Raw genomic sequence first — 25,959 nt, 5'->3', positions numbered from 1 at the left:
GACGAGGAGTACGGAGTACCCACGCATGCGACTTGATCTGATCGTCCGGGACGCGAACATCGTCACCCTGGACGAGGACCGCCCCTCGGCGCGGAGCATGGGCGTGCTGCACGGCCGCGTCGTCGGCATGGACGAGGAGATCGAGGGGCTGCGCGCCCACCGTGTCATGGATGCCAGTGGCGCCACCGTGGTCCCGGGGTTCAACGACGCCCACTGCCACACCGCCTGGTACGGGCTCACGCTCTCCCAGCTCGACCTGTCCACCGCACGCTCCCTGGACGAGGTCTACGCGGCGGTCGGCCGGCACGCGGCGACCCTCCCCGGGGGCGCCTGGGTCGTCGGCGCGGGGCTCGACCATCACCGGACCGGCGGCCGCCCCCACCGCGAAGCGCTGGACCGCGCTGCCGGAGGGCGTCCCGTATGGCTCAAGCACAACTCGGGGCACCTGTGTTACGTCAGCAGCGAGGTGCTGCGGCGCGCCGGAGCGCTGGACCCCGGCTTCGAGGCACCCGTCGGCGGGGTCATGTCCCGGGACGCGGACGGCAGTCCCGACGGCCTGCTGGAGGAGACCGCGCAGCAGCTCGCGCAGGACCAGGTGCTTCCGTACTCGGTGGAGACCGTCGCCGACGCGGTCCAGGCCGCGACGCGCCGCTACCTCGCCGAGGGCATCACCAGCTTCACCGAGGCAGGCATCGGCGGCGGCTGGATCGGTCAGACGCCCGTCGAACTCGCCGCTTACCAACTCGCCCTGGACACCGGCCGATTGAACAACCGTGCCCAGCTGATGATCGCCTCGGACGCGCTGCACCCGCTGAGCGGCGCGCACCCGGGCGACGGCATCACCACGGGGCTCGACCTGGGGCTGCGCACGGGCCTCGGTGACGACCGGCTGTCGGTCGGCCCGGTGAAGATCTTCCTGGACGGCTCGCTCCTGGGCCGCACCGCGGCCGTCACCGAACCCTTCTGCGGCTGCGGCCACGCCCCCGGCGCCGGCAACGCGCAGCAGACGGGCTACTTCCAGGACGACCCCGACGCGATGACCGGCCTGGTACTGGCCGCGCACCGCGCCGGCTGGAGCGTCGCCGCGCATGCGATCGGCGACCGGGCCGTCGACCTGGCTCTCGACACGTACGAGCGCGCGCAGCGCGAACATCCACGCCCGGACGTGATCCACCGCATCGAGCACGCCGGGATCGTGCGTCCCGAGCAGCTGCGGCGCTTCGCCGGACTGGGTGTCGTGCCCGTGCCGCAGCACAACTTCCTCGCGGCATTCGGCGACGCCATGGCCGCCAACCTCGGCCCTGAGCGGACCGGTTGGACGTACCGGCTTCGCTCGTTCCTCGACCTCGGGCTGAGCGTTCCGGGTTCCTCCGACCGCCCCGTCGCCCCCGGTGCGCCGCTGCCCGCCATCGAGGCGATGGTGCGCCGGCTGACCGATTCGGGCGCGCCCTTCGGCCCGGACGAACGCGTCACCGCCGAGAGCGCGCTGCGTGCCTGGACGGTCGGCTCGGCGCGCGCGACGGGCGCCGCGAGCACCAAGGGCCGCCTGCGGCCGGGCATGCTCGCCGACTTCGCCGTACTCGACGCCGACCCCCTCCGCACGGACGCCGACCGCATCGGCGCCATCAACGTCCTCGCCACCGCCGTCGGCGGTGACGCCGCCCACGATCCGCACAGTCTGGTCACCGTCCCCGAGGAGACCGCATGAGCACCTCCCCTCCCCCGTCCCCCTCCACACCCACGTCCGATGAGACCTCAACTGCCGGGAAGACCGCGAGCACCGCCGACATCAAGCGCCTGCTGTCTGCGGCCTTCATCGGCACGGCACTCGAGTGGTACGACTACTTCCTCTACGGCACCGCCGCGGCCCTCGTCTTCAACAAGCTCTTCTTCCCGAGCCTGGATCCGGCCGTCGGCACCATCGCCTCGTTCATCACCTTCGCGGTCGGCTTCGTCGCCCGCCCGATCGGCGCCGCGATCTTCGGGCACATCGGCGACCGGTACGGGCGGCGCACGGCCCTGATCATGACGGTCGTGCTGATGGGCGTCACGACCGGCTGCATCGGGCTGCTGCCCGGCTACGGGAGCATCGGCATCTGGGCACCGGCGCTGCTGGCCACGCTCCGCTTCCTGCAGGGCATCTCCGTGGGCGGCGAGTGGAGCGGCGCGATGCTGCTGACGCTGGAGCACACTCCCCGTGAGAAGCACGGCAGTTACTCCGCCGTCCCCCAACTCGGCTCCCCTGTCGGCACGTTGCTTTCCAGCGGCGCCTTCGCACTGGTGGGCATGCTGCCCGACGCGGCGTTCTACTCCTGGGGCTGGCGCATACCGTTCCTGTTCGCCTTCGTGCTGCTCCTCGTCGCCCTCTACATGAGGCTGCGGATCGAGGAATCTCCCGTGTTCAAGGCGATGATGGCCGAGAGCGAGAAGAACGGGCCGCCGCCGGCGCCGCTGCTCGAGGCCTTCCGCCGCACCTGGGGGCGGATCCTCATCGGGATCGCCGCCGCGTTCCTCGGCATCGGGGGATTCTTCCTGCTGACGACGTTCATCATCTCCTACGGCACCGAACAGCTCGGCGTGGACAAGTCCGTGATGCTCAACGCGACGCTCGTCGGTGCGGTCGTCGAGATCGGCGTGCTCGTGGTGGGCGGCCGGATCGCCAACCGGGCCGGCCCGTGGAAGGTGTGCGTGGTGGGCGGCATCGTCTCCGTGCTCGCGGCCTTCCCGACGTTCTGGCTCGTCGACACGAAGAGCACACCGCTCGTCATCCTGGGCGTCGCGCTGGGCATCGGCGCGATCTCCATCCCGTACGCGCCGATCGGCGCCGTCGTCTCCGGGATGTTCCCCGAGAACTTCCGCTACAGCGCCGTCGCCATGTCGTACAACCTGGCAGGCGTGCTGTCCGGGTTCGTTCCGCTCGTGGCCGCCTCGCTGCTGGGGCTCTCCGGTGGCGCCTCGTGGACCGCCGCGTTGCTGCTGATCCTCATCGCGGGGTGCACGGCCGTCGGCTCGTACCTCGCCGGTCCACAACTGGGGAGGCGTCTGGGCCACGACCCCAGCAAGCAGCACGAGACGTCGAAGGCGATCGCGTGACACAGCGACAGCAGCAGGAGCAGACGCAGTCGGAAGAGCAACTCCCGCGCACCGGCGGGCAGATACTCGTCGACCAGCTGGCGGCGCACGGCGTCGGGACGGTCTTCGGGGTGCCGGGCGAGAGCTATCTCGAGGTCCTGGACGCCCTGCACGACTCCTCCGTACGGATGGTCGTCTGCCGCCAGGAAGGCGGCGCGGCCTACATGGCCGAGGCCGCGGGGAAGCTCACCGGCAGCCCCGGTGTCTGCTTCACGACCCGCGGCCCCGGCGCGGCGAACGCGCTGGTCGCGCTGCACACCGCTCACCAGGACGCGACGCCACTGGTCCTCTTCGTCGGTCTGGTGCCGCGTCGCCACACCGGCCGTGCGGGGTTCCAGGAGTTCGATCTGCGCGGAACGTTCGGCGCGAACGCCAAGCTGGTCGAGACGGCCGACGAGGCGGAGCGCCTCCCGGAGATCACGGCCCGCGCGTTCGCCGTCGCGAGGGGCGGCAGGCCCGGGCCGGTGGTCGTCGGACTGCCCGAGGACATGCTCACCGACACGGCACGCGTACCGGACGCGCTGCCGCTGCCGGTGCCCGAGGGCGCCGTGTCTCCCGAGCAACTCCGGGAGCTGGAAGCTCTGTTGGCGCAGGCGGCGCGTCCACTTGTCGTGCTGGGCGGCAGCCCCTGGACCGAGGCCGCGCGCAAGGACGTGCGGGCCTGGGCCGAGGCGTGGTCGCTCCCCGTGGCCGTCGACTTCCGCTGCCAGGACCTGATACCCGGGGACAGCGACATTTTCGCCGGGAACCTGGGCTACGGACGCTCGGCGGCACTCGCCGAACGGCTCAGCTCGGCGGACCTGTTGATCTGCGTCGGCGCCGCACCCGGCGACGTCAGCACGGACGGCTACACGCTGCTGGAGCTGCCTGAAGGACCGGATGCCTCACGGCGGATCGTCCATGTGCTTCCGGAGTGGCCGCCGCCCGGCGCCTGGCACCGTGGTGACCTCACGCTGCTCGCCGCACCGGCGGCGTTCGCCGGGGCCGTCGCGGATCTCCGGCCCACCGCACCCGTGCCCTGGGCGGACATCACCCGTGCGGACCGGGCCGCCCATCTGGAGTTCCGCCGTACGCTGCACGACCCCGAACCCCTCGACCTCGGCGCCGTGTTCGCCACGCTCGACGCCCGGCTCGACGCCGACGCCGTCGTCACGTTCGGCGCCGGCAACTACGCGCTGTGGGCTCAGCGCTTCCTCACCTACCGTGAGGGCATGCGCCAACTCGCGCCCCGCAACGGCTCGATGGGCTACAGCGTCCCCGCCGGCGTGGCCGCTGCGGTCACCATGCCGGGGCGCCAGGTCGTGACCTTCGCGGGCGACGGCTGCTTCCTGATGAACGGCCAGGAACTCTCCACCGCCGTCGCCGAGGACGCGGCACCGCTGATCCTCGTCGTCGACAACGGCACCTACGGCACGATCCGCAAACACCAGGAACTCGCCCACCCCGGACGCGTCAGCGGCACCGACCTGGTCAACCCGGACTTCGCCGCCTACGCCCGCGCGTTCGGCGCCCACGGCGAAACGGTCAGCGCCACCGAGGAGTTCGCCCCCGCCCTGGAGCGCTCCCTCGCCAACTGCCGTTCCGGCAGAGCCGCGTTGATCGCGCTGCGTCCCGCGGAGGGCCGCCTCGCCCCGGGCATGACGGTCACCTCCCTGCGTGAACAGGCCGCCCGGGAGTCCGCCGGACCCCGGTGAACCCGTCCGGGAGGCGACCGGGCACCCTGTCGGCAGGGCCGCGCGGGGGCCGGTACGCACGTGTGCTTGCCTCCCGGCCCACACACGACATATCGTGTTCCTGAGCGAACGCGATATGTCGCTGTGTGCCGTGGCTTTCCGGCGACGGCGGTCGGCGGCGTTCGGGCTCGCCGCCGCCGTACGCCTACCCGGGAGGCCGCCGTGCCCGCCGAACGCTCCTCGTGGTCGATCTCCGAGCCACAGACCCTCCACCTCGACGACCCCGTCGAATCGCTCCAGGTACGCATCGTGGGCGGCAGCGTCAATGTCGTCGGCACCGGCGAGCCGGGCGCCCGCGTCGAGGTCGGTGAGGTGGAGGGGCCGCCGCTCACGGTGACGCGCGAGGGCGACTCACTGGTCGTCGCCTACGAGGACGTCCCCTGGAAGGGTTTCCTCAAGTGGCTGGACCGCAAGGGCTGGAACCGCCACGTGGTCGTCTCGGTCTCGGTGCCCGCTCATGTGCGGCTCTCCGTCGGCGTCGTCGGAGCGAACGCTTTCGTCTCCGGCGTCACGGGGCGTACGGATCTGCGCGGGGTCAGCGGCGACACCACTCTCGTCGGGATCGACGGCCCGGTCCGCGCCGAGACCGTCTCCGGCAACGTCGAGGCGCAGGGCGTCACCGGCAGGATCGGATTCAACTCCGTCTCCGGCGACCTGACGGTCATCGACGGCCGGCCCGCCGTCAAGGCCGATTCGGTCAGCGGCTCCATGATCCTCGACCTGGACACCGGCGGCAGCGAAGGTGAGACGGACGTCGCCGTCGGCACCGTCTCCGGCGAGGTCGCCCTGCGCATGTCGAACCCCGTGGACGCCACCGTGGAGGTGAGCACCGCGAGCGGCGGCGTCTCCAGCGCCTTCGACGAGCTGAAGGTCGAGGGGCTGTGGGGCGCGAAGAAGGTCAAGGGCACCCTCGGCACCGGCAGCGGCCGGCTGCAGGCCAGCAGCGTCTCGGGCTCCATCGCGCTCCTGCGGCGCGCCGAGCCGATCCACGACGACGACCTCCTCCTCAGCAAGGACGCCTGACATGCCTCCCGTCTTCGCTCACGGCCGACTCCGCCTCTATCTGCTCAAGCTCCTCGACGAGGCGCCGCGGCACGGCTACGAAGTGATCCGGCTGCTGGAGGAGCGCTTCCAGGGGCTGTACGCGCCGTCGGCGGGCACCGTCTACCCGCGCCTGGCCAAGCTGGAGGCCGAGGGCCTGGTCAGTCACACCACCGAGGGCGGCGGCCGCAAGGTCTACTCGATCACCGACGCGGGCCGCGCCGAACTGGCCGAACGCGAGGACGAGTTGGCGGAGCTGGAGGTCGAGATCAGCGAATCCCTGACGTCCCTGGCCGCCGACATCCGCGAGGACGTCAGTGGCTCCGCCCGCGATCTGCGGCGCGAGATGCGCGAGCAGGCCCGCCGTACCCGTGCGGAAGGAACGGGCGGACTTTCCGGCGGCTGGCCCGGCATGGCCGAGAAGGAGGCATGGCAGCAGGCCAAGGAGGAGATGAAGCGGGCCAAGGAGGAGTGGAAGGAACAGGCCCGCCGTGCCAAGAAGGAGACCCAGCAGGCCAAGCGCCAGGCGAAGGAGGCCCAGGCGCGCGCGGCCGCCGTCGAGGAGGTGCAGCGCATCGCTCGGCAGGTGCAGGAGCAGGTCCAGTCACGGGCGAAGTCGGGTGACTGGCCGGGGGCGGTCCGCGACGGCATGTCCGAACTCGCCCGCGAGATGGGCAACTTGGGCCGCATCACGGAACACGCCACGTCCTGGTTCCCGTACTCGCGCCAAGAGTCCTCCGAAGGCGGCGGCGAGGCGGCGGGCCCCCAGGCCCCCGACTGGGCGACGGAACAGGACACCCCGAGCGACGATCCCGGACGGGACCTGGAGCGCCTCCTCGACCACTTCCGCGACGATGTACGCGACGCGGCACGCGATCACGGCGTGAACGAGCAGCAACTGCGCGAGGCGCGCCGTCAGCTCTCGGCCGGGGCGGCCCACCTGGTCGCCCTGCTCCGCGATCCCGGGCGCAACGGGGAGCGTGACGGCGGCGAGTGAGCCGTCTCAGGGCCGGTACCGGGCCTCAGAACTGCCCGGTGTCCAGCTCGAACCCCAGCGGCTCGGGCAGCTCGACCGTCTTGGACAGCTTCGCCTCGGCCCTGCGGGTGTATGAGTCACCGGCAGGTTCGGAGAACACGACGACCTCGCCGGCCTCACGGTCGACCAGCAGATAGCAGGGAATGCCGGCGCGTGCATATCCCCGCAGCTTCGGCCCGCGGTCCTGCGGAGCTGTCGAACGGGAGGTCACCTCGCCGACGAGCATGACGGGAGCGGGGTCGTGGTACTCCGCGTTGTCGCCGAAGCTGCCCTTGGGGGCGATGACCAGGTCCGGGACGACCTTGCCGGTTGACGAGGCATCGGGGACGAACAGTCCGAGGCCGGTGTATGTGCGCAACTCCCTGTCCCTGCGACGTTCCGTCACCTGGTCCGACACCTCGGACACGATCTCTTCGTGCTCGCCGTTGGCCGGTGGTACCACGTGGATCTCCCCCTCGATCAACTCCACGCGCCACCCCTCGGGGGATGCCGCGCTCAACGCGTCGAAGGCGTACTCCACCGATGACTCCGTACCGTCGCCGGCCGCCACGTCGGATTCACGCTCTGGGGCTGCCATCGTCACGTGGACCTCCTTCGTCACCGGCCGACGATCCCAGGCTGGCCACGTCGGCGCGCCCGCGGCAGCGGACACTCATTCGAAAGCGGCGCAGGTGACGCTTTCGCGATACACGCCCCGGCCCACCGTGTTAGTGCCGGGGCTTGGTCACCCTGCCCGTGCAGGACTCCATTCTCCCCGCTCACAACCCCGCGCGCACCATTCCCCGAGATGATCTCCACACGCTTCCGCCCGCCTACGCTGAAGCCCGGACGACAGACGGAGACCGAGCGAGAGGGAGCGGGACCCGATGGACGCGACGCACACCGCACTGGCCGACGAGCTGAAGCGCATGGCGGCGGCCGACCACGAGGCGTCCGCCGGAGCTCTCAGCGAGGACTTCGCCGAACAGCTCCTCTGGCGCCGGCTCACCGCACGGCACGGCGACCGCCTCAATGCGATCATGGCGGAGCACGGCTGGCCGACGGAGGCGCTGGTCGGCGAGGACGCGGCGCGTGCAGCGTGGCTGATCGCGCAGCACGCGGACCGTCAACTGGACGTGCAGCGTCGGGCGTTGGCGCTGATGGAACGCGCGGTGGAGGCGGGCGAGTCGAGCGCTGCTCAACTCGCCTTCCTCCGCGACCGTACGTACGTCAACGAGGGACGCGAGCAGCCCTGCGGCACACAGATCGCGACCGTGCGGGACGGCGAGCCCGTGCCGTGGCCCTGCGAGGAACCGGACCGGCTGGAAGAGCGCCGCACGGAAGCCGGCATCGAGCCCTTCGCCGGCTACACCGCGCGTCACGCACCGCCCGCGTCCCCGGCCCTCTGACGGGACTGCTGACGGGCCCGCCCTCTCAGTCCTTCAGCCGGTCAGACCGTCAGCACGACCTTGCCGAACAGCTCGCCGTCCGCCATCTTCGCGAAGCCCTCGCGGGCCCGGTCCAGCGGCAGCGTCGAGTCGATGACGGGACGTACGCCCTTGGCGGCGCAGAAGTCCAGCAGCGACGCCAGTTCCTCCTTGCTGCCCATCGTCGAGCCGACGACCTTCAGTTCGAGGAAGAAGATCCGGTTGAGCTCCGTCGCGTCCGGGTTGGGTCCGCTCGTGGCACCCGAAATGACGACGGTTCCACCGGGCTTGAGGGACTTCAGCGAGTGCGACCAGGTGGCGGCGCCCACGGTCTCCAGCACCGCGTCGACGCGCTGGGGCAGCCGCGCACCGGTCTCCACGGCGGCCTCCGCGCCGAGTTCGACGGCACGCTTGCGTTTGTCCTCGTCCCGGCTGGTGGCGAAGACCCGAAGGCCGGCGGCGGCACCCAGCACGATCGCGGCCGTCGCGACGCCGCCACCCGCGCCCTGGACGAGCACGCTGTCGCCGGGCCGTACACCTGCGTTCGTGAAGAGCATCCGGTACGCGGTCAGCCATGCCGTGGGCAGACAGGCGGCCTCTGCGAAGGAGAGCTCCTTCGGCTTGGGCAGCACGTTCCACTTGGGGACGGCGACGCGTTCGGCGAACGTGCCCTGGTACTTCTCCGTCAGCAGGGTGCGCTTCTCGTTCGGGCCGACGCCGTGACCGGTGGCACCGATGACCGAGTGCAGGACGACGTCGTTGCCGTCGGCGTCGACGCCCGCGCCGTCGCACCCCAGGGTCATCGGCAGCAGCTCTTCGCCGAGGCCGACGCCACGCAGGGACCACAGGTCGTGGTGGTTGAGCGACGCCGCCTTGACGTCGACGGTGGTCCAACCGTCCGGAACCGTCGGTTCCGGACGGTCACCCAGCTCCAGTCCGTCCAGCGGCTGATCCTTGTCGATTCGTGCGGCGTATGCAGCAAACATGGTCCGGACGCTACTCGCGCGGGGGGATGACCAGCCACCCCCCGCCCCGGCGAAGCGACAGATGTCACGGACGCACGGAACGCGCTCCGCGCCTCACAGCACCTTGGAGAGGAAGGACTTCGTCCGCTCGTGCTGCGGGTCGCTGAGGACGTCCCGGGGGTTGCCCGACTCCACGACCACACCGTCGTCCATGAAGACCAGCGAGTCGCCGACTTCGCGTGCGAAGCCCATCTCGTGCGTGACGACGATCATCGTCATGCCGTCCTGGGCGAGGTCGCGCATCACGTCCAGCACCTCACCGACCAGCTCCGGGTCGAGTGCGGAGGTCGGCTCGTCGAAGAGCATCAGCTTGGGCTCCATCGCCAGCGCGCGGGCGATGGCGACGCGCTGCTGTTGTCCGCCGGAGAGCTGCGCCGGGTAGCTGTCGGTCTTCTCGGCGAGGCCCACTCGGTCGAGGAGGGCGGCAGCGCGTTCCCGCGCCTTCGCCTTGCTCTCGCCCTTCACGAGCACCGGAGCCTCCATGACGTTCTCCACCGCCGTCATGTGCGGGAAGAGATTGAAGCGCTGGAAGACCATGCCGATGTCACGGCGTTGCGCGGCGACTTCGCGGTCCCGCAGCTCGTAGAGCTTGTTGCCGTGCTCGCGGTAGCCGACGAGCGTGCCGTCGACGTACAGCCGTCCCGCGTTGATCTTCTCCAGGTGGTTGATGCAGCGCAGGAATGTCGACTTGCCCGACCCCGAAGGCCCGACGATGCAGAACACCTCGCGCGGCGCGACCTCCAGGTCGATGCCCTTGAGCACCTCGACCGGGCCGAAGGACTTGTGTACGGCCTCCGCCTTGACCATCGCGCTCATGCGGCGCCTCCCGCTCCCGAGCCTGAGCCCGATCCCGTACCACGGCTGAAGGTGAACACCAGCTGCCGCGCCCGCTGCCACGGGGTCGCGGGCAGCTGCCGCGACGAGCCCCGCGCGTAGTGCCGCTCCAGGTAGAACTGCCCGATGCTGAAGACCGTCGTGATCACGAGGAACCAGATGGTGGCGACGAACAGCATCTCCACCACGGCGCCCGAGTTGTTGCCGATGTTCTGCGACTTGCGCAGCACCTCCTCGTACTGCACGACGGCGCACAGGGCGGAGGTCTTGAGCAGGTTGATGAACTCGTTGCCGGTCGGCGGCACGATGACGCGCATCGCCTGCGGCAGCACGATCCGGCGCATGTTCTGCCCGTTGGTCATGCCGAGCGCATGCGAGGCCTCGGTCTGCCCCTCGTCGACGGACTGGATGCCGGCGCGGCAGATCTCTGCCATGTATGCCGCCTCGTTCAGGCCGAGTCCCAGCAGGGCTGCCATGAACGGCGTCATGACGTCCGTCATCTCGTCCTTGTAGATCGGACCGAGATTGAGGACGGGGAAGATCAGCGCCAGGTTGAACCACAGCAGCAGCTGCACGTAGACGGGCGTGCCGCGGAAGAACCAGATGTAGCCCCATGCCACCGAGTTGGTGACCGGGTTCTTCGACATCCGCATCACTGCCAGGACGATGCCGAGCACCAGGCCCATCAGCATGGACAGCACGCTGACGACGAGGGTGTTCTTGACACCCTCCATGATCTGGTCGTTGAACAAGTAGCTGCCGACCGAGCCCCAGGTGAGGTCCGCCTCCGCGAACGCCTTGACGACGAGGAGGAGGAGCACGATGACGATGGCGGCGGAGACGTAGCGGCCGTAATGCCGCACGGGTATCGCCTTGATCGCCTCGGGTGCCGTGCCGGCGGACGGAGGGGCGCCGCTGGGCGCCTTGTCGAGGGGTGCGGTCATGGATGTTGCTGCCTGTCGATCGGTGGGCTGGGTTGGGGGCACCTCCCAGCGGTAGCTGGGGGAACTCCCCTGGCTGGCCGGGGGCGACCCCCGCTCAGCACTTACTGGGGGGACCCTGGCGGGCGCCATGCGGGAGTGGCGGTCGCGGACTCGCGGACATCGCTGTCGGCGGGCATCGGCGCGACGCCGGTTCGCGGTGGCCGTGGCACGGCCGGCCGGTCCCGTGACGACTGGACCGGCCGGCCGGTGGGCCGCGAGGCGGCTCAGGTACCGCTGTTGATCTTCGCCTCGGAGACTCCGCCGTCCTCGACGCCCCACTTCTTGAGCGCCTTCTTGTAGGAGCCGTCCTCGATGATCTTCGTCAGGGCTTCCTTGAGGGCGCCGCTGAGCTCGTCGTTGCCCTTGGAGACGGCCATGCCGTACGGCGCGGACTCCATCTGCTCGCCGACGACCTCGAAGTCGTCGCCGCTCTTCGCGGCGTTGGCCGCGACGGGGAAGTCGGAGATGTCGGCGACGACACCGCCGGCCTTCAGCCGCACGCGCGCCTCGTCGTCGGTGTCGAACGGCTCGATCGTCAGCGGCCGCTCACGGTTCTTCTTGCACTTGTCGATCTGCTTCTTCAGGATCTCGTGCGAGGTGGTGCCGCGCTGCGTGGCGACCTTCTTCCCGCACAGCTGGTCCACCGACTCGATCTTCTCCGGGTTGCCCTTCTTGACGAGGATCGAGGAGCCGGCCGTGAGGTAGTCGACGAAGTCCACGCCCTTGCCGACCTTCTTGCCCTTGTCGTCCAGGCCCTCCTGCCGGTCCTTGGTGTCCGTCATCGACGACATGATCATGTCGAAGCGGCCGGTCTGCATGGAGGTGATCAGCCCGTCGAAGGTGCCGTTGGTGAACTGGAACCGCACACCGAGCTGCTCGCCCATCGCGTTGGCGAGGTCGGGGTCGAGTCCGACGATCTTCTGCCCGTCCTTGTACTCCATCGGCTTGTACGCGGCATCCGTACCGACCTTGACGACGCCCGCCTTCTGGATCTTCTTCGGCAGCTTGTCGAAGAGCGGGGCCTTGCTGCCCTGTTTGTCGGCGCCGCCGTCCGCGGAGCCGGTCTGGTCGCCGCAGCCGGTCAGCATCAGGGCGCCGGTGACCAGCACGGCTATGGGCGCGGCCATACGAGCGCTGCGGCGGCGCACGTCCGCCGGGCGTCGGGAGTTGCGTGCGGTCATTGCGGGGTCCTCCTGCGGATGAGGGAGCGTCCGGTCGGGCACACACCTTCGGGTGTCACGGCCGCGTAAGGATGCTGCCGATGGATGGTGGAAATCCTGCCATCCGTTCGAGCGGTTACAGAGGACTCGCGAGTCAAAATCGGATAACGGAGGCCGGGTTCCGCATACAGGGCACTCACGCGTCGCATACACCGAGTCGCGTTCCGTTCGAGGGGAGACCCGCAGGAGACCTTGGGCACATCCGCGGGTTACACCGAAGACCCTTCACCGGCAGGTGTGTTGTGGTCGAGAGAAACTCGACCGCCGCACACATTCGGACCATTCTGTCAGTTAATGTCCGGTTGCCTGCTGTCGGTCATGGGGAAAGCGGGTCGTAAGCGACGGGCTTCGTCCGGTACAAAGGTCGATTACACCCCTCACCCGGGGACCAGGGCGCGTGTGCGGCGCGCCCGGCGTTCGCTCTTCCCCCTCGGCCCAGTGGGCTGGGGGACCCGCCCCCTCGGCCGAGCTGGCCGGGGACCCGCCCCCTCGGCCGAGCGGCCTGGGGGGACCCCAACCGGGCCTCGCCCGGGGCTCCCACCAGGGCCATGGGCCGCGGCCGGCGTACGTGGTGCCCGCCCGTTCCTCAACCAGGGAGCGGCCTCTCTCATAAAGGTTTTCGACAAAGGGGTTCGACAAGTGGCAGCGGAGATCGTCAATTCGAAGGACGGACTGGACGAGGACGTGATCGATCCGGCCTTCGCTCTGCACCGCGGAGGGAAGATGGCCGTGCAGGCCACCGTCCCGGTCCGCAACGCGGACGAACTGTCCCTCGCGTACACGCCGGGCGTGGCCAAGGTCTGCAGCGCCATCGCGCGCCAGCCCGAGCTGGTCGACGACTACACGTGGAAGTCCCAGGTGGTGGCCGTCGTCACGGACGGCAGCGCGGTGCTGGGACTGGGCGACATCGGCGCGGAGGCATCCCTCCCGGTGATGGAGGGCAAGTCCATTCTCTTCAAGCAGTTCGGCGGCGTGGACGCGTTCCCGGTCGCGCTGGACTGCCGCGAGACCGACGAGATCGTCGAGACCGTCGCGCGCCTCGCACCGTCCTTCGGCGGCGTCAACCTGGAGGACATCGCGGCACCCCGGTGCTTCGAGATCGAGGCCAAGCTCAAGGAACGCCTGGACGTGCCGGTCTTCCACGACGACCAGCACGGCACGGCCATCGTCACGCTCGCGGCGCTCCGCAACGCCGCACGCCTGACCAACCGCCTGCTCGGCGACCTGCGCACCGTCATCTCGGGTGCGGGCGCGGCGGGCTTCGCGATCGCCAAGATCCTCGTGGAGGCGGGCATCGGCGACGTCGTGGTGTGCGACCGCAAGGGCGTCGTCTCCGCGGACCGCGACGATCTCACCGACGTCAAGCGGGAGTTGGCCGGCTTCACCAACAAGCAGGGGCGCACCGGTTCTCTCGAGTCGGTGATGGACGGCGCCGACGTCTTCATCGGCGTCAGCGGCGGTACGGTCCCGGAGTCGGCGGTGGCCACACTCGCCGAGGACTCCTTCGTCTTCGCCATGGCCAACCCGAACCCGGAGATCCACCCGGACGTCGCCTCCAAGTACGCGGCGGTCGTGGCCACGGGCCGCAGCGACTACCCGAACCAGATCAACAACGTGCTGGCCTTCCCGGGTGTGTTCGCCGGCGCCCTGCAGGTTCGGGCAACCGACATCACCGAGGGAATGAAGCTGGCCGCGGCCGAGGCCCTGGCGGCCGTCGTCTCCGACGAGTTGAGCGCGGACTGCGTCATCCCGTCGCCGTTCGACGAGCGGGTCGCTCCCGCCGTGACGTCCGCGGTCGCCGCGGCGGCACGCGCGGAAGGCGTCGCCCGCCGCTGACCTCGCCGTCACCCGGCTCCCGCGCGGGATGTGCGGGAGCCGGGACGGTCGGACACACGTGTGAGGGCGGTACGGGCAGCCTCTGCCCGTACCGCCCTCATGCACGTACGGCTTCCCGGCGCGCGGTGGCTACTTCAAGCCCAGCACGAGCGCGTCGAGGGGCGAGCTCCACACCGGCCGCGCCTCCGCGAAGCCCGCCGCGCGCAGCAGTTCGGCATGGCGGGCCGCGGACTGGACCTCGCCGTCGGAGTGGTCGCCGGCCAGCGGGTTGCCGATGGTGCGGAAGCGCACGGCGACGGCGTCGGCCACCGCGGGCTCCCGGGACAGCCCGTCCCACCAGGCGGCCCAGTCCTCCTTGCCCAGCTCCTCCGCCTGCTCACGGCGCGCCTTGTCGAAGGTGTGGGCCGCCTCGTTGATGCGGGGCGTGGTCTCGTCCGGCATGTGGTCGGCGTTCATGAACACGCCGCCGTCACGCAGCACGCCCGCGATCTGCCCGTAGAGCACGCCGAGTTCGTCGGTGCGCAGCCAGTGCAGGGCGGTGGCGGTGAGCACCGCGTCGTACGAGCGGTGCGGGAGCTTGTTCGTCCAATCCGGGTCGGTCAGGTCCCCGCTCACGAACTCCACGCGCTCGTCCCCGGCGAAGTAGCCGCGCGCGATCATCAGCAGCGCCGGGTCGAGATCGACTCCGGTGGACTGCGCCCCGGGAAAGCGGCGCAGCAGCCGCCGGGAGATGCTGCCCGTGCCGCAGGCCAGGTCGAGCACCACCGGCCCGGGGGCACCGGTGCCGTCCGCCTCCGCGGGGGCGGGGGGAGCGGCCAGGGCCTCGGTCATGTCGAGCATGACCCGGAACCGCTCCTCGCGGTCCGGGAGGTAGAACTCCTGCTGCCGGTCCCAACTCTCCTGCCATGCTCGCCAGTCGGCACCGGCACCTGCGATGTCCGCGTCGTCCGTGTAGGCAGCCACGCCATCCTCCTGGATGTAATACTCTCTGACCGTACTCGCTCATTACCTTCACGGCCGACGATAGCCCCGCTGCTGTAAGGACCACAAGTGGAACTCAGCTATTACTCCGACTTCGCGGTGCGCCTGGTTAACACCGAGGAGCCCGAGCGCGGCGTGGACACCCTCACGTCGGTCGAGTCCGTGCGGGAGCTGTGCGGCGCCAACCGCCAGACGGCCCGCCGGGCCACGGAGGCCGATGTGGCCCGGCTGCGGGCCGTGCGGACACGCCTGCGCGCCGTCTTCGGCGCTGCCTCGGAGGGTGACGAGACGCGTGCCGTGGACCTTCTCAACGCGCTGCTCATGGAATTCCCCGCCAGCCCCCAGATCAGCGGTCACGGCGACCTGTCCGCCGACGGACGCCCCCGCTGGCACATGCACCTCGCGGAGCATCCCGTCACGGCGGCGGCCGGCTACACGGCGACGGCCTGCATGGGCCTCGCCTTCCACCTGACCGACCTGGGCGTGGAACGGCTCGGGATCTGCCAGGCGGCACCGTGCAGCAAGGCGTACCTGGACACCTCCACGAACCGCTCCCGCCGCTACTGCTCCGACCGCTGCGCCACGCGCGCCAACGTGGCCGCCTACCGCGCCCGCAAGCGCCTGGAGAGCCGGGACAGCAACGACGTCAGGGAGGACGAGGACGCGGAGGCTCTACCGGAGCGCCCCGCCGGCAGCACCACCAGCGGCCGCACCGCCGAGAAGACCCACGGCAGTACGGGCGGCAGGGAGCGCTGAGGCCCCCGCGGAGGCCGCAGCCGCACCCAGGCGCGCGCCACCATCAGATCGTCCGGGACGGCCCCGAACTCCCGGCTGTCATTGCGCACCTGCGGATTGTCACCGACCACCCACCAGCCACCCGAACGGCGCTCCACGGCCCGTTTGACGATGAGCAGATCGTGCTGGAGCGGATGCCGCAGCAGCACGACCGCTCCGGGGCGCACGCGGGAACCGTATTTCACGACCAGACGGTCACCGGGGCGCAGTGTCGGCAGCATCGACGGGTTGTAGACCTCGGCGAGCCCGATCCGCTTCAGCAACCCGCTCAAAGCCCCGCTCCTCTGCTGTCCGTACCCTGGCGATTCCCGCGCCCGCTCCGGCATCTGTGTGCCTCACCTCGGTCCCGTCCTCACGTTCGCCCAACACTGGACTTTTGTCCTAAGCCCCCGGGGGCACACGCGAAAAGGCCTCCCCTACGGAGTAATCTCACAGGTGAGAAGACGATCACGAGGAAGGACGGCTCTATGCTTTCCCGTCTGTTCGCGCCCACGGTCAAGGTCAGCGCCCACTGTGACCTGCCCTGCGGTGTCTACGACCCGGCGCAGGCCCGCATCGAGGCGGAGTCGGTCAAGGCCATCCAGGAGAAGTACCAGGCCAACGACGACCCGCACTACCGCGCTCGCGCCACCACGATCAAGGAAGAGCGGGCCGAACTGGCCAAGCACCACGTCTCGGTGCTGTGGAGCGACTACTTCAAGCCCCCGCACTTCGAGAAGTACCCGGACCTGCACCAGCTGGTCAACGAGACCCTCAAGGCCCTCTCCACGGCCAAGGGCTCGACCGATCCGGCCACTGGCCAGAAGGCCCTCGACTACATCGCCCAGATCGACAAGATCTTCTGGGAGACCAAGAAGGGCTGACCGCCCTTCGTCCTCCCGGGCTTCGACCGCACCCGGTTCGTCACGGCGCCTCACGAAGGCGTCCATGGCGAACCGGGTGCGGTCATTTCGGCCCGGCCATGTGCGCGCGTACCGCGCCGACCGGTGCCTTTACGTGCTCAGGCCCATTCGGCCCTTCAGCGGCGGTAGTTGAGGAGTCGCGCGGGACAAGGCCGTCGTCCGGACCGTTCAGAGCTGTTTGACGGTCTCCGCGGCAACCTTCAACGGGAGCTTCGGATGCCGGCGGCGCAGGGCGCGGACCGCCTCCGCCAACCCCTTCTCGTCGCGGATGCGCCGCAGGCCGGCTCGGTCCAGGGAGCTGACGAACTCCTCCTGCGTCACGAACTCGCGGCGGTACCAGTCGCTCCGCCGCCTGCGCTGCGCGTACGCCTCGGCCAGACCGGGGCAGAGGATGACGAGGACGAACCCCATGACGGCGAGGGGGCGCTGGTTCGCGGACAGGGAGACAAAAGCCAGGAAGAGGCCACCGATTGCCAGGCACCACAGCAGCACGCGCGGACCGTACAGGGAATTCACCTCTCCGCTTTCTGGGGGGGAAGGATGGTAGGGAAGGTACAGGGAAGCGAGCGGACCGGCGGGGGCCGGGCCGGACGACCGGCCCGGCACGTACCCCGGACCGGTTCGTCGCCCGGGGCGGTCTCAGCGTCCGGACCAGTGACTTGTTCGTGTTTCCGGCAGGTCGGAAGGCGCCGAGCTGGTCCGGGGCTTCGCCGGTGCTCGGCGGCTCGTGATGTCGGTCATCGTCCGCCGGAACACGATTCCGGGGCGCCACCGGTCTCTCAAGGAATCGCGAGACGGCTTCCGCTCACCAGCGGGGCCGCGAACGGCCGTTCCTCGCGGGCCACTTCGTGATGCCGGATCGCCCCGTCCGGGGGTTCGCCGGAACCCCGGTCAGTCCCCCGTGCGCCTCAGCCGCCACAGCGACGTGACCTCCGCTCCGCGGGCGAAGTGCAGCGGATCGGAGGCGTCTGACGAGCGTGCGTGCCGGGGACGGGTGTCCTCGCGGCCGGCGACAGCGAGGCCCGCCTCGGCGATCCAGGCCAGCAACTCCTCGCGCGTACGCAGCTGAAGATGCTCGGCGAGGTCGGAGAGGATCAGCCAGCCCTCGCCGTCCGGGGTCAGCCGCTCCGCCAGCCCGGACAGGAAGCCGCGGAGCATACGGCCTCCGGGGTCGTACACGGCGTGCTCCAGCGGCGAGGCCGGTTTCGCGGGCAGCCAGGGCGGGTTGCACACGACGAGCGAGGCCCGTTCGGCGCCCGGCGGGAAGAGGTCCGCGGCCACGACGCTCACCTGCCCCTCAACGCCCAGCCGTTGGACGTTCTCGCGGGCGCACGCCAGCGCCCGCTCGTCCTGGTCCGTCGCGACGACGCGTCCCAACCCGCGCCGGGCGAGCACCGCGGCCAGCACCCCCGTACCCGTGCCGATGTCGAACGCGAGCCCGCCCGGGGGCAGTTCGGTGCCGGCGACCAGGTCCACGTACTCCCCGCGCACCGGCGAGAAGACCCCGTACGCCGGGTGCACGTGTTCACCGCCCAGCGCCGGTACCGGTACTCCCCTGTGCCGCCACTCATGAGCGCCGATGATGCCGAGCAGTTCGCGCAGCGCCACGAGGGAGTGCCGCGCCGCGCCGCCCTCCGGCGGTCCGTACGCCTCGCGACATGCCTCCCGTACGTCCGGCGCACGGCGGAGCGGTACGACGCAACCGTCCTCGCCCCGGGCGCCGCCCCCGTCCCCGGCGTCGAGCGGCACCAGCAGCATCCCCAGGATCCGCGCCCGCCGGGACTGCGCCTGGCGCTGGAGGTGGAAGGTCTCGCGCGGACTGCCGCCCGTCTTCGGCGGCTTGCGGTCGACCCGGCGGGCCAGCGCGGACAGCATCTGCCGCGCCTGGTGATAGTCGCCGCGCCACAGCAGCGCAGTGCCCTCGCAGGCCAGCTTGTAGGCGGAGTCGGCGGTCATGCGGTCGTCCGCGACGCGCACGTGACGCGGGGGCTTCGTGCCGCTCTCCGAACGCCACAGTGCGGTGCGTTCGACGCCGTCCTCGGTCCAGACGGCCACCGGCCGCTCGCGCTCGCTCACCGGCCCACCCTATGGCGCACGGTGGGCGTCACGGCACGGGCGGCCCGGCACCCCTGGTGCGGGCGGCGGGAGGTGTGCGTACCGCGCCCATGCTGGCGACGATGACCAGGGCGATGGCGACAAGTTCCAGCACCTCGAGGCGCTGGCCGAGCACCAGGAACCCCGCCGACGCCGCCGCCACCGGCATGAGGCTCATCAGCAGCGCGAAGGTCGCCGCGGGCAGCCTTCGCAGGGCGAACAGTTCGAGCGTGTACGGCACCCCCGAGGAGAGCACCGCCACTGCCGCGCCCAGCCCGAGCGTCACCGGGTCCAGCAGCGCGCGGCCGGCGCTCGCCACACCCAGCGGCGCGCTGAGCAGGGCGGCCAGCGCCATGGCGAGGGCGAGCCCGTCGGCCTTGGGGAAGCGGGCGCCCGTACGGGAGTTGAAGAGGATGTACGCCACCCACATGGCACCGGCGGCCAGCGCGAACGCGGCCCCGGCGAAGTCGATGCTGGCGAAACCGCTGCTGCCCAGCAGATACACACCCGCCAGTGCGAGCCCTGCCCACAGCAGACTCAGCATGCGCCGGGAGCCCACGACGGACAGCACGAGCGGGCCGAGCAGTTCGAGAGTGACGGCGGCACCGAGCGGGATGCGGTCGATGGCCTGGTAGAACAGCGTGTTCATGGTGCCGAGCGCGACGCCCAGCCCGGCGACGGCCGCCCAGTCCGCGCGGGAGTGGCCCCGCAGCCGCGGCCTGCACACGGCAAGCATGAGCAGCGCGGAGAAGACCAGCCGGAGCGCCACCACACCGAGCGCGCCGGCCCGCGGGAAGAGCGTGGCGGCCACCGCCGACCCGAACTGCAGCGACATGGCACTGCCGATGACCATTCCGACCGCGCCGAGCCGTCCGTGGCCCTGCCGTGCGTACGGGCCGTGGGCGCCGGACCCGGGCCCGGTCCGGGGCGGGTTCCGCGCGGCAGTGCTGTCACCAGAGCTCATGAGCACACGTTATGACCGCCGCGTCGCCCTGTGAAATGCGTCTCGGCCTGCGGCTATGCTCCGTGCGCATGACCGCTGAACTGCGTCATCTGCGCGCCTTCCTCGCCATCGCCGACGCCGGCAGCGTGACCTCCGCCGCGGCGGTGCTGCGGATGAGCCAGCCCGCCCTCTCGCGGACCCTGCGTCAGCTCGAGGCGCACCTGGGCGTGCGCCTGGTGGACCGTACGACCCACCATCTGGAACTGACCACCGACGGACGGCGCTTCCTGGACAAGGCGACCACCGCCGTCGCCGCCGTCGACGAGGCTCTCGACCCCGCACGGCTGCGCCCGTGGCCGCTGCGCCTGGGCCACGCCTGGTCGGCCTTCGGACGGCACACCACGCCGCTGCTGCGGCGCTGGAAGGAGCTGTACCCGCAGACGCCGCTGGAGCTGCTGCGCGTGGACGAGCGGTCGGCAGGACTGCTGAGCGGCAAGGTCGACGTCGCTCTGATGCGGGGACCGCTGATCCCCCGGGAGGCCGACGGCCTGCTCGGCGAGTGGCTGTGCAACGAGACCCGGGTGGCGGCGGTGCCCGCGGACAGCGAACTGGCCGCGCACACGGGTCCGTTGAACCTCGCCTCGCTGGCGCACCACCCCATCGCCCTCAACACCGTCTCCGGCCTGACCACGCTCGAACTGTGGCCGGAGGAGATCCGCCCGGACCCGGACTCTGCGGTGCTCGTCGCCAACACGGACGACTGGCTGGGCGCCATCGCGGCAGGCAACGCCGTCGGCGTCTCCACGTCGGCCACAGCCGAGATGCACCCCCACCCGGACGTCGTGTACCGGCCGCTGGCCGGCACGGGCGACGTACCACTGATGCTCATCTGGCATGAGAGGCCCGTCGGTTCGGGCAGGCCCGGCCATCCCGCCGTTCCGCAGCTCGTACGGGTGGCCCTCGACGTACTGGCGGAGGATGAGGGAACCAGCTGATCACGGCATACGTTTGGACGGGCAAGGACAGGGGGGTTTTCCGGGCAATTCCCCCCGGCGACGCAGGTACAGGAGGCAGGAACGATGGCGGGTTTCCTCGACAGGGCCAAGGAGCAGGCGCAGCGCGGCCTGACGCAGGGCAAGGAGAAGATGGAGGAGGTACAGGCACAGCGGCAGGGCAGCGACCTGCTGAAGCGCCTGGGTGCCGCCTACTACGCCGAGCAGCGCGGCAGCGGCACCTCCGCCGAGGTGCAGCAGGCGCTCTCCGCGCTGGAGCAGCACATCGCCCAGCACGGGGACGGCTTCCTGCGCAGCAAGTGAGGACGGCGTGAGGGGCGCGTGACAGGCGCCCCGTCCGCCGTAAGCGCGCGAGGCGCGCACGAGAGGACCTCCGGCCCCCGGTCCGCCGCACTCGGCGGACCGGGGGCCGGTCCGGCTCTCCGACCCGGTTCTCCGACCCGGTCCCGTTCACTCCGGTCCCGGTCCGGTCCGACCGGTCCGGTCAGCCGAAGCGCAGCCGGTACAGCATCAGCAGTGCCGCCGCCGTGTTCGCGGCGGGGACCTCGCCTGCGGCGATGAGGTCCGGCGTCTCCTTCAGCGGCACCCACTCGCGCTTGTCCGACTCGAAGTCGTCCTCGGGGTGGCCCGCGTAGGCGGCGCTGTCCGACCAGTAGATGTGATGCCGTGCGTCGGTGAGCCCGTTGGAGGGCTCCACAGTCATCAGATGACGAAGCGGCCCGGGCCGCCAGCCCGTCTCCTCCAGCATCTCGCGCGCCGCCGCGGCGGCGAGGTCCTCGCCGTCCTCGACGACTCCGGCCGCGAGTTCCCATCCCCAGCTGTCGGTGATGAAGCGGTGCCGCCAGAGCATCAGGACCTCGTTGCGTTCGTTGACCGCGGTGGCCATGGCCACCGGCCGCAACCGGATCAGATAGTGATCCAGGTGACGGCCGTCCGGCAGCAGCACGTCCGCGAGATTGACCCGTAACCACTGGTTCTCGTACACAGTGTGTTCACCCAGGTTCTTCCATCGCACGTATGTGCCCCCTTCCTGACGGAGGTTGGGCACATCCCAGCACGCCGCGGCGCTTCCCTGACAGAGGCGCCGTCCGGCCGGCCTCCCTTCAGAGAGGCACCCGCAACGTTTCCTCGATCAGCTCCGCCGCCTGTGCGGCCGGTGCGCCGGGGTGCCGCAGCAGACGCTCCCGGACCTGCCGCATACGCTGCCGCAGCAGCTGTGATTCGATGCCCTGCGCCTGATCGGCCATCCGCACCGCCGTCTCCGCAGCGCGTTCCGGCGAACCGGTGCGCAACTCCACGCCTGTGAGCGTGACCAGCCGGTTGACCCGGCCGCGCACATGAGCGGGTGCCCTCGCGGCCTCCTCGGCATACCGGCGGGCCGGTTCGAGCTCACCGAGTACCAGCAGAGCCTCCGCCAATCGGACCTGCACCAGGCCCGGTTGGACGTAGCCGGTCTCCTCGGGCTCCTCCTCCGGACGTATGCGTGTGGAGCAGGTCTCGGCACTGCGCATGCAGCTGTGCGCACCCCTGCGATCGCCGATGCGCGCGTACGCCTTCGCCTGCATCGCGTACAGGTCGGTCGCCAGGGCCGGGGTGGAATGCGGCCCCGGCGTGCGTAACACCGCCTCGGCACAGGCGATGGCGCGCCGGTTGTCGCCGAGGTGGAGAGCCTGGTTGACGAGGAGCGAGACGACGTAGCCGCCGAAGAGGCGGTCGCCGGAGGCCTTGCCGAGGCGCAACGCCTGGTGGAAGTACCGCTGGGCGAGGCCCTGTTCGTCGGCGTCATAGGCGCAGATGCCGCTCACCGCGGCCAACGCGCCCGCCGCACGGCACAGTTCGCGACCGGTGCCGTCCTCGTAGTCCCCGCGCAGCAGCGGCGTCACCTCGCCGGTCAGGAAGCCGACGACGCGGGGGCGCGTGGCGACTCCGCCTGCGTTGCGGTAGAGGTGCTCGTAGTGGCCGCGAGCGGCGTGCAGCAGCGCGACGTCCACCTCCGAGACCTCGCGTTTTCCCTTGTGGGAGACGTCGAGGTCGTCGGGAGGGTTCTCCCACTCCCACACCGGAGCCACCGCCGCAGCGCCCGTCAGCAGGGCCGGGCCGGGCGTGTCGGCATGCATCTGGTCGGAGCGCCAGGAGACCGCCGCCCGCTCCACGAAGCGGCCCAGCGTGGCCCGTTCGTCGTCCTCGCCCGCGCCTCCGGATGAGAGCGGGTGCGGCGTCAGGAGCGCGCCGGGAGGTCCGGCCATGCCTATGTCCGCGAGGGTCAGCGTGCGTTCCAGTCGCGCGCCCAGTACCTCGCATATCAACTCCGGTACACGGCCGCGCGGGCGCTGCCCCTTGAGCCAGCGTGCGACAGCCGTGTGATCGTAACGCAGAGTCACATCGTGCTCCACGCCGAGACGATTGACTCGTGAGGCCAGACCCGCCCGGGAGATTCCGGACTGGTCAAGCAGCACGTCCAGTTGACTGTTGGGCTCCATCTCGCCCTCCGGTCGTCCAACCCTTGTTTCAGAGAGTAACGGACAACCGTTCACACGGGGTGTGAAAGTCGCACCTCTGCGTGCGCACCTCACATGCTCCCCAAGAAGCGGGAGACGCGGTTCGCTTGGGAGCACTCCGTACGCAACTTCGCGTCGGAGCACACAAGGAGGGAATTCCCGTGAACGACCCGATCCGATTCCGCTTCGGCATCTGTCAGGTGGCCCCGCATGCGGCCCGGTGAGCGCCACCGCCGGGACCCGACCCCGAACGCCGCGCTGCGCTCCTTATTGGCGGAGAGCGAATGGACGCAGGAGGCCTTCGCCCGAGCCATCGGAAGGCTGGGCAACGAGGCCGGCATCCGGCTCGGCTACGACCGCACCTCGATCGCGCACTGGCTGCGCGGCAGCCGCCCCTCGCCCCGGGTGCAGGGCTTCATCGCGGAGGCGCTCTCCCGGCGGCTGGGCCGTCCGGTCGGCGTGACCCAACTGGGCATGGGCGACGGCCGGTCCGGCGGCCCCGGCCCCCGGCCCAGGAACGCCGCGGGCGGAGAAGCCGCCGAACTGTCCGCGAACGGCGGGGAGTTCGGCGCGTACCTGGCGGCTCTCCAGGACGGCGCACCCCCGGCCGACCGGCTGGCCGCCCTCACGGCTGCCGTGGTCGGCCCGCCACGGGCCGACGCCCCGCCGCCCGCCCCGTACCGGCTCACGCTCGGCGCCGCCGTCGGCGCGCGACCGGGCACGGCGAGCACTTCGGGAGCCACCAGCACGACCGCACCGCGCGAGCGCGGCATCGGCGACGAGCCCAGCGAAACCGCCGAGCCCCTCCGCCCCCGTCCGCCCCGGGCACACTTCCCCTCCCTCCCCCGGGGCGGACGGCCCTCCCGGCGCACCACGCCGGACGAGGTGGCCTCCGTACGCGAACACGCGCGCTTCTTCGCCCAGCAGGCGGACCGTCACGGCGGCGGCCACATCCGCACACCGCTGGCGGCCTGCCTGGCGGGGCTGGTGCGCCGGCTGCACACGGGCGGGGAGGGCCCGTACCACCCCCGGCTCGTCGCGGGCGCGGCCCGGTTGAGCTATCTGCTGGCCCGTGTCTACGCGGACGAACAGCGCCACGGTCTCGCCCAGCGCGCCTTCGACACCGCCGCGCAGCTCGCCGCCGAGGGAGAGGACCCCGAATGCGTGGCGCTCGTGCAGCGGGCGCTCAGTTCGCAGGCGTACCAGCTGGGTCACCGCCGCTTGAGCCTCGCCCTCGCCGAGTCCGCGTGCGAGACGGCGCCCTCGGACGCGGCACCGTCGACGCGCTCGTTCCTGTACGCGGGGCTCGCGGTCGCGCAGGCCGCGGAAGGCGGACGCACGCGGTCCCTGGCCGCCCTGAGCCGCGCCGAGCACGAACTCGCCCGCGCACCGGCCGACTTGACGACCGGGCCGGAGTCCCCCGACGGCGGCGAGCCCGTCGGCGCCTACCAGGACGCGGCGCTGCACTACCAGGCGAGCCAGGTACGGGCCGCGCTGGGAGACCGCGACGGGGCCGTCCACGAGTTGCGCGCCTCGCTGCGCTCCCGCCCGGAAGGCGAACGCCGCTCCCGTGCCCTCAGCGAGGCGGAACTGGCGGAACTGCTGCTCACCAGGGGCCGCTTGGAGGAGGCGTGCTCGGCATGGCAGAGCTTCCTGGAGGACTCGGCGCTCGTACGGTCCGGCCGCGCACGCCGCGCCCGCGACCGGATGCCGCACCTGCTGCGTCCGTACAGGCACGAGGCGTGTGTCCAGGGCGTGTTGACGCGTGCGGGCTTGCCCTGAAACGCCTGGGAACGGAGTAAGCGCACGGCCTGATGGGCATCACCCTCGAACACACGAGAGCGCAAAGGGAAGGTACGGGGCAGAGATGGCCACACCCATCACAGCAAGCGCCTTCATCACAGCCCTGAAGAAGGAGGGCGTGACGGTCGAGGAGGTCCGCGACTGGCGCAATCACAACCGCAACCACAAGGGCCCCTGGGGCCCCGTTCACGGAATCATGATCCACCACACCGTGACCAGCGGCGCCAAGGAGACGGTCGACCTCATCTACGACGGACGTTCCGATCTGCCCGGACCACTGGCGCACGGCGCCATCACCAAGGACGGCACGGTGCATCTCGTCGGCCACGGGCGCGCCAACCACGCGGGGCTCGGCGACGACGACGTGCTACGCGCGGTGATAGCGGAGGACGATCTGCCCAAACCCAACCAGATGAACACAGACGGCAACCGGTACTTCTACGGCTTCGAATGCGAGAACCTCGGCGACGGCGACGACCCGTGGCCCGACGAGCAACTCGACGCCATCGAACGCGCCGCCGCCGCACTGTGCAGGCACCACGGCTGGACCGAGGGCTCGGTCATCGGCCATCTGGAGTGGACGAACCAGAAGTCGGACCCGCGCGGCTTCACCATGGACGCGATGCGCAAGCGCATCGCCGCCCGCCTGAAGTGAGGGGATTCTGAGGCGACGGGAGGGGCGGA

24 protein-coding genes and 1 pseudogene are annotated in these 25,959 nt (G+C 70.8%); 13 read left to right on the top strand and 12 right to left on the bottom strand.

Annotated features, from left to right (window positions below; translation table 11 throughout):
• The first annotated feature begins 25 nt into the window (after positions 1-25).
• The 5 genes from I004_RS31690 to I004_RS0102590 all read left to right on the top strand — a co-directional run bounded on the left by I004_RS31690 (position 26) and on the right by I004_RS0102590 (position 6,903).
• Positions 26-1,708, top strand: coding sequence for an amidohydrolase (locus I004_RS31690; RefSeq protein WP_037974583.1), 1,683 nt, complete (start codon positions 26-28; stop codon positions 1,706-1,708).
• A complete protein-coding gene (locus I004_RS0102605) occupies positions 1,705-3,093 on the top strand; it encodes an MFS transporter (protein ID WP_051344606.1) in 1,389 nt (462 codons plus the stop codon). Before I004_RS31690 ends, I004_RS0102605 begins: the two co-directional genes overlap by 4 nt.
• Positions 3,090-4,826: a thiamine pyrophosphate-binding protein gene (locus I004_RS31685; protein ID WP_051344605.1), complete on the top strand. Its 1,737-nt coding sequence runs from the start codon at positions 3,090-3,092 to the stop codon at positions 4,824-4,826. The genes I004_RS0102605 and I004_RS31685 overlap by 4 nt, the downstream gene beginning before the upstream one ends.
• A gap of 201 nt (positions 4,827-5,027) precedes the next feature.
• Complete coding sequence (locus tag I004_RS31680; RefSeq protein WP_051344604.1) at positions 5,028-5,888, top strand: hypothetical protein; 861 nt, start codon at positions 5,028-5,030, stop codon at positions 5,886-5,888.
• A gap of 1 nt (position 5,889) precedes the next feature.
• Positions 5,890-6,903, top strand: coding sequence for a PadR family transcriptional regulator (locus I004_RS0102590; RefSeq protein WP_028434220.1), 1,014 nt, complete (start codon positions 5,890-5,892; stop codon positions 6,901-6,903).
• Positions 6,904-6,928: 25 nt separating this feature from the next.
• On the opposite strand, the gene I004_RS0102585 is transcribed toward I004_RS0102590, so the two are convergent.
• Positions 6,929-7,525 carry a Uma2 family endonuclease gene (locus I004_RS0102585; protein WP_028434219.1) on the bottom strand — a complete coding sequence of 199 codons (597 nt, stop codon included), beginning with the start codon at positions 7,523-7,525 and terminating at the stop codon, positions 6,929-6,931.
• Positions 7,526-7,808: 283 nt separating this feature from the next.
• Here I004_RS0102585 and I004_RS0102580 point away from each other — a divergent pair, with 283 nt between their 5' ends.
• On the top strand, positions 7,809-8,330 hold the full coding sequence (locus I004_RS0102580; protein ID WP_028434218.1) for a DUF6624 domain-containing protein: 522 nt from the start codon (positions 7,809-7,811) through the stop codon (positions 8,328-8,330).
• Between the two features lie 41 nt (positions 8,331-8,371).
• Here the strand turns inward: I004_RS0102580 and I004_RS0102575 are convergent, their stop codons facing one another.
• The 4 genes from I004_RS0102575 to I004_RS0102560 all read right to left on the bottom strand — a co-directional run bounded on the left by I004_RS0102575 (position 8,372) and on the right by I004_RS0102560 (position 12,371).
• Positions 8,372-9,334 carry a zinc-binding dehydrogenase gene (locus I004_RS0102575; protein WP_028434217.1) on the bottom strand — a complete coding sequence of 321 codons (963 nt, stop codon included), beginning with the start codon at positions 9,332-9,334 and terminating at the stop codon, positions 8,372-8,374.
• A gap of 93 nt (positions 9,335-9,427) precedes the next feature.
• Positions 9,428-10,180 carry an amino acid ABC transporter ATP-binding protein gene (locus I004_RS0102570; protein WP_028434216.1) on the bottom strand — a complete coding sequence of 251 codons (753 nt, stop codon included), beginning with the start codon at positions 10,178-10,180 and terminating at the stop codon, positions 9,428-9,430.
• Between the two features lie 5 nt (positions 10,181-10,185).
• The gene (locus tag I004_RS0102565; RefSeq protein ID WP_028434215.1) at positions 10,186-11,151 is read right to left on the bottom strand and encodes an amino acid ABC transporter permease; all 966 of its coding nucleotides are present in this window, start codon (positions 11,149-11,151) and stop codon (positions 10,186-10,188) included.
• A gap of 263 nt (positions 11,152-11,414) precedes the next feature.
• On the bottom strand, positions 11,415-12,371 hold the full coding sequence (locus tag I004_RS0102560; protein ID WP_028434214.1) for an ABC transporter substrate-binding protein: 957 nt from the start codon (positions 12,369-12,371) through the stop codon (positions 11,415-11,417).
• Positions 12,372-13,049: 678 nt separating this feature from the next.
• Between I004_RS0102560 and I004_RS0102555 the strand changes: the two genes are divergently transcribed.
• Complete coding sequence (locus I004_RS0102555; RefSeq protein ID WP_028434213.1) at positions 13,050-14,246, top strand: NAD(P)-dependent malic enzyme; 1,197 nt, start codon at positions 13,050-13,052, stop codon at positions 14,244-14,246.
• Positions 14,247-14,375: 129 nt separating this feature from the next.
• Here the strand turns inward: I004_RS0102555 and I004_RS0102550 are convergent, their stop codons facing one another.
• The gene (locus tag I004_RS0102550; RefSeq protein WP_051344603.1) at positions 14,376-15,209 is read right to left on the bottom strand and encodes a class I SAM-dependent methyltransferase; all 834 of its coding nucleotides are present in this window, start codon (positions 15,207-15,209) and stop codon (positions 14,376-14,378) included.
• An 87-nt stretch (positions 15,210-15,296) separates the two neighbouring features.
• Between I004_RS0102550 and I004_RS0102545 the strand changes: the two genes are divergently transcribed.
• Entirely contained in the window at positions 15,297-15,983 is a 687-nt protein-coding gene (locus I004_RS0102545; RefSeq protein WP_028434211.1) for a CGNR zinc finger domain-containing protein, read from the top strand.
• Positions 15,984-16,075: 92 nt separating this feature from the next.
• Here I004_RS0102545 and I004_RS40050 read toward each other — a convergent pair.
• Positions 16,076-16,348: pseudogene (locus I004_RS40050) on the bottom strand (S24 family peptidase); the annotation flags it as partial.
• Positions 16,349-16,489: 141 nt separating this feature from the next.
• Here I004_RS40050 and sodN point away from each other — a divergent pair.
• Positions 16,490-16,885, top strand: coding sequence for a superoxide dismutase, Ni (gene sodN, locus I004_RS0102540; protein ID WP_028434210.1), 396 nt, complete (start codon positions 16,490-16,492; stop codon positions 16,883-16,885).
• 207 nt (positions 16,886-17,092) lie between these two features.
• Here sodN and I004_RS0102535 read toward each other — a convergent pair whose 3' ends face one another.
• From I004_RS0102535 to I004_RS0102525, 3 genes are all read right to left on the bottom strand, one after another.
• Positions 17,093-17,416: a hypothetical protein gene (locus I004_RS0102535; protein ID WP_051344602.1), complete on the bottom strand. Its 324-nt coding sequence runs from the start codon at positions 17,414-17,416 to the stop codon at positions 17,093-17,095.
• A gap of 399 nt (positions 17,417-17,815) precedes the next feature.
• Complete coding sequence (locus tag I004_RS0102530) at positions 17,816-19,000, bottom strand: N5-glutamine methyltransferase family protein (protein ID WP_199779312.1); 1,185 nt, start codon at positions 18,998-19,000, stop codon at positions 17,816-17,818.
• A 28-nt stretch (positions 19,001-19,028) separates the two neighbouring features.
• The gene (locus I004_RS0102525; RefSeq protein WP_486579684.1) at positions 19,029-19,982 is read right to left on the bottom strand and encodes an EamA family transporter; all 954 of its coding nucleotides are present in this window, start codon (positions 19,980-19,982) and stop codon (positions 19,029-19,031) included.
• A 68-nt stretch (positions 19,983-20,050) separates the two neighbouring features.
• On the opposite strand from I004_RS0102525, the gene I004_RS0102520 reads away from it, so the two are divergent.
• On the top strand, positions 20,051-20,956 hold the full coding sequence (locus tag I004_RS0102520) for a LysR family transcriptional regulator (RefSeq protein ID WP_106965249.1): 906 nt from the start codon (positions 20,051-20,053) through the stop codon (positions 20,954-20,956).
• A gap of 84 nt (positions 20,957-21,040) precedes the next feature.
• Positions 21,041-21,277 carry a hypothetical protein gene (locus I004_RS0102515; RefSeq protein WP_028434205.1) on the top strand — a complete coding sequence of 79 codons (237 nt, stop codon included), beginning with the start codon at positions 21,041-21,043 and terminating at the stop codon, positions 21,275-21,277.
• A 181-nt stretch (positions 21,278-21,458) separates the two neighbouring features.
• Here I004_RS0102515 and I004_RS0102510 read toward each other — a convergent pair whose 3' ends face one another.
• Entirely contained in the window at positions 21,459-21,989 is a 531-nt protein-coding gene (locus tag I004_RS0102510; protein WP_028434204.1) for an NUDIX hydrolase, read from the bottom strand.
• An 88-nt stretch (positions 21,990-22,077) separates the two neighbouring features.
• The gene (locus I004_RS0102505; RefSeq protein ID WP_028434203.1) at positions 22,078-23,454 is read right to left on the bottom strand and encodes an NsdA family TPR-like regulatory protein; all 1,377 of its coding nucleotides are present in this window, start codon (positions 23,452-23,454) and stop codon (positions 22,078-22,080) included.
• A 228-nt stretch (positions 23,455-23,682) separates the two neighbouring features.
• On the opposite strand from I004_RS0102505, the gene I004_RS0102500 reads away from it, so the two are divergent.
• Both I004_RS0102500 and I004_RS0102495 read left to right on the top strand, forming a co-directional pair.
• Entirely contained in the window at positions 23,683-25,254 is a 1,572-nt protein-coding gene (locus tag I004_RS0102500) for an NsdA family TPR-like regulatory protein (protein ID WP_028434202.1), read from the top strand.
• Positions 25,255-25,339: 85 nt separating this feature from the next.
• Complete coding sequence (locus I004_RS0102495) at positions 25,340-25,930, top strand: peptidoglycan recognition protein family protein (RefSeq protein ID WP_028434201.1); 591 nt, start codon at positions 25,340-25,342, stop codon at positions 25,928-25,930.
• The last annotated feature ends 29 nt before the right edge of the window (positions 25,931-25,959 follow it).

The organism is Streptomyces sp. TAA486, from assembly GCF_000426165.1.
The sequence above is the reverse complement of the archived record's forward strand: the minus strand, read 5'-3'. Positions and strand labels throughout refer to the sequence as shown.

Excerpts from the sequence above, each read along its gene's own strand:
- I004_RS0102580 (WP_028434218.1), top strand. The coding sequence starts at position 7,809 with ATGGACGCGACGCACACCGCACTGGCCGACGAGCTGAAGCGCATGGCG.
- I004_RS0102560 (WP_028434214.1), bottom strand. The coding sequence starts at position 12,371 with ATGACCGCACGCAACTCCCGACGCCCGGCGGACGTGCGCCGCCGCAGC.
- I004_RS0102570 (WP_028434216.1), bottom strand. The coding sequence starts at position 10,180 with ATGGTCAAGGCGGAGGCCGTACACAAGTCCTTCGGCCCGGTCGAGGTG.
- I004_RS0102605 (WP_051344606.1), top strand. The coding sequence starts at position 1,705 with ATGAGCACCTCCCCTCCCCCGTCCCCCTCCACACCCACGTCCGATGAG.
- I004_RS0102520 (WP_106965249.1), top strand. The coding sequence starts at position 20,051 with ATGACCGCTGAACTGCGTCATCTGCGCGCCTTCCTCGCCATCGCCGAC.
- I004_RS0102505 (WP_028434203.1), bottom strand. The coding sequence starts at position 23,454 with ATGGAGCCCAACAGTCAACTGGACGTGCTGCTTGACCAGTCCGGAATC.
- I004_RS0102565 (WP_028434215.1), bottom strand. The coding sequence starts at position 11,151 with ATGACCGCACCCCTCGACAAGGCGCCCAGCGGCGCCCCTCCGTCCGCC.
- sodN (WP_028434210.1), top strand. The coding sequence starts at position 16,490 with ATGCTTTCCCGTCTGTTCGCGCCCACGGTCAAGGTCAGCGCCCACTGT.
- I004_RS0102515 (WP_028434205.1), top strand. The coding sequence starts at position 21,041 with ATGGCGGGTTTCCTCGACAGGGCCAAGGAGCAGGCGCAGCGCGGCCTG.
- I004_RS0102500 (WP_028434202.1), top strand. The coding sequence starts at position 23,683 with ATGCGGCCCGGTGAGCGCCACCGCCGGGACCCGACCCCGAACGCCGCG.
- I004_RS31690 (WP_037974583.1), top strand. The coding sequence starts at position 26 with ATGCGACTTGATCTGATCGTCCGGGACGCGAACATCGTCACCCTGGAC.
- I004_RS0102590 (WP_028434220.1), top strand. The coding sequence starts at position 5,890 with ATGCCTCCCGTCTTCGCTCACGGCCGACTCCGCCTCTATCTGCTCAAG.
- I004_RS0102525 (WP_486579684.1), bottom strand. The coding sequence starts at position 19,982 with ATGAGCTCTGGTGACAGCACTGCCGCGCGGAACCCGCCCCGGACCGGG.
- I004_RS0102575 (WP_028434217.1), bottom strand. The coding sequence starts at position 9,334 with ATGTTTGCTGCATACGCCGCACGAATCGACAAGGATCAGCCGCTGGAC.
- I004_RS0102495 (WP_028434201.1), top strand. The coding sequence starts at position 25,340 with ATGGCCACACCCATCACAGCAAGCGCCTTCATCACAGCCCTGAAGAAG.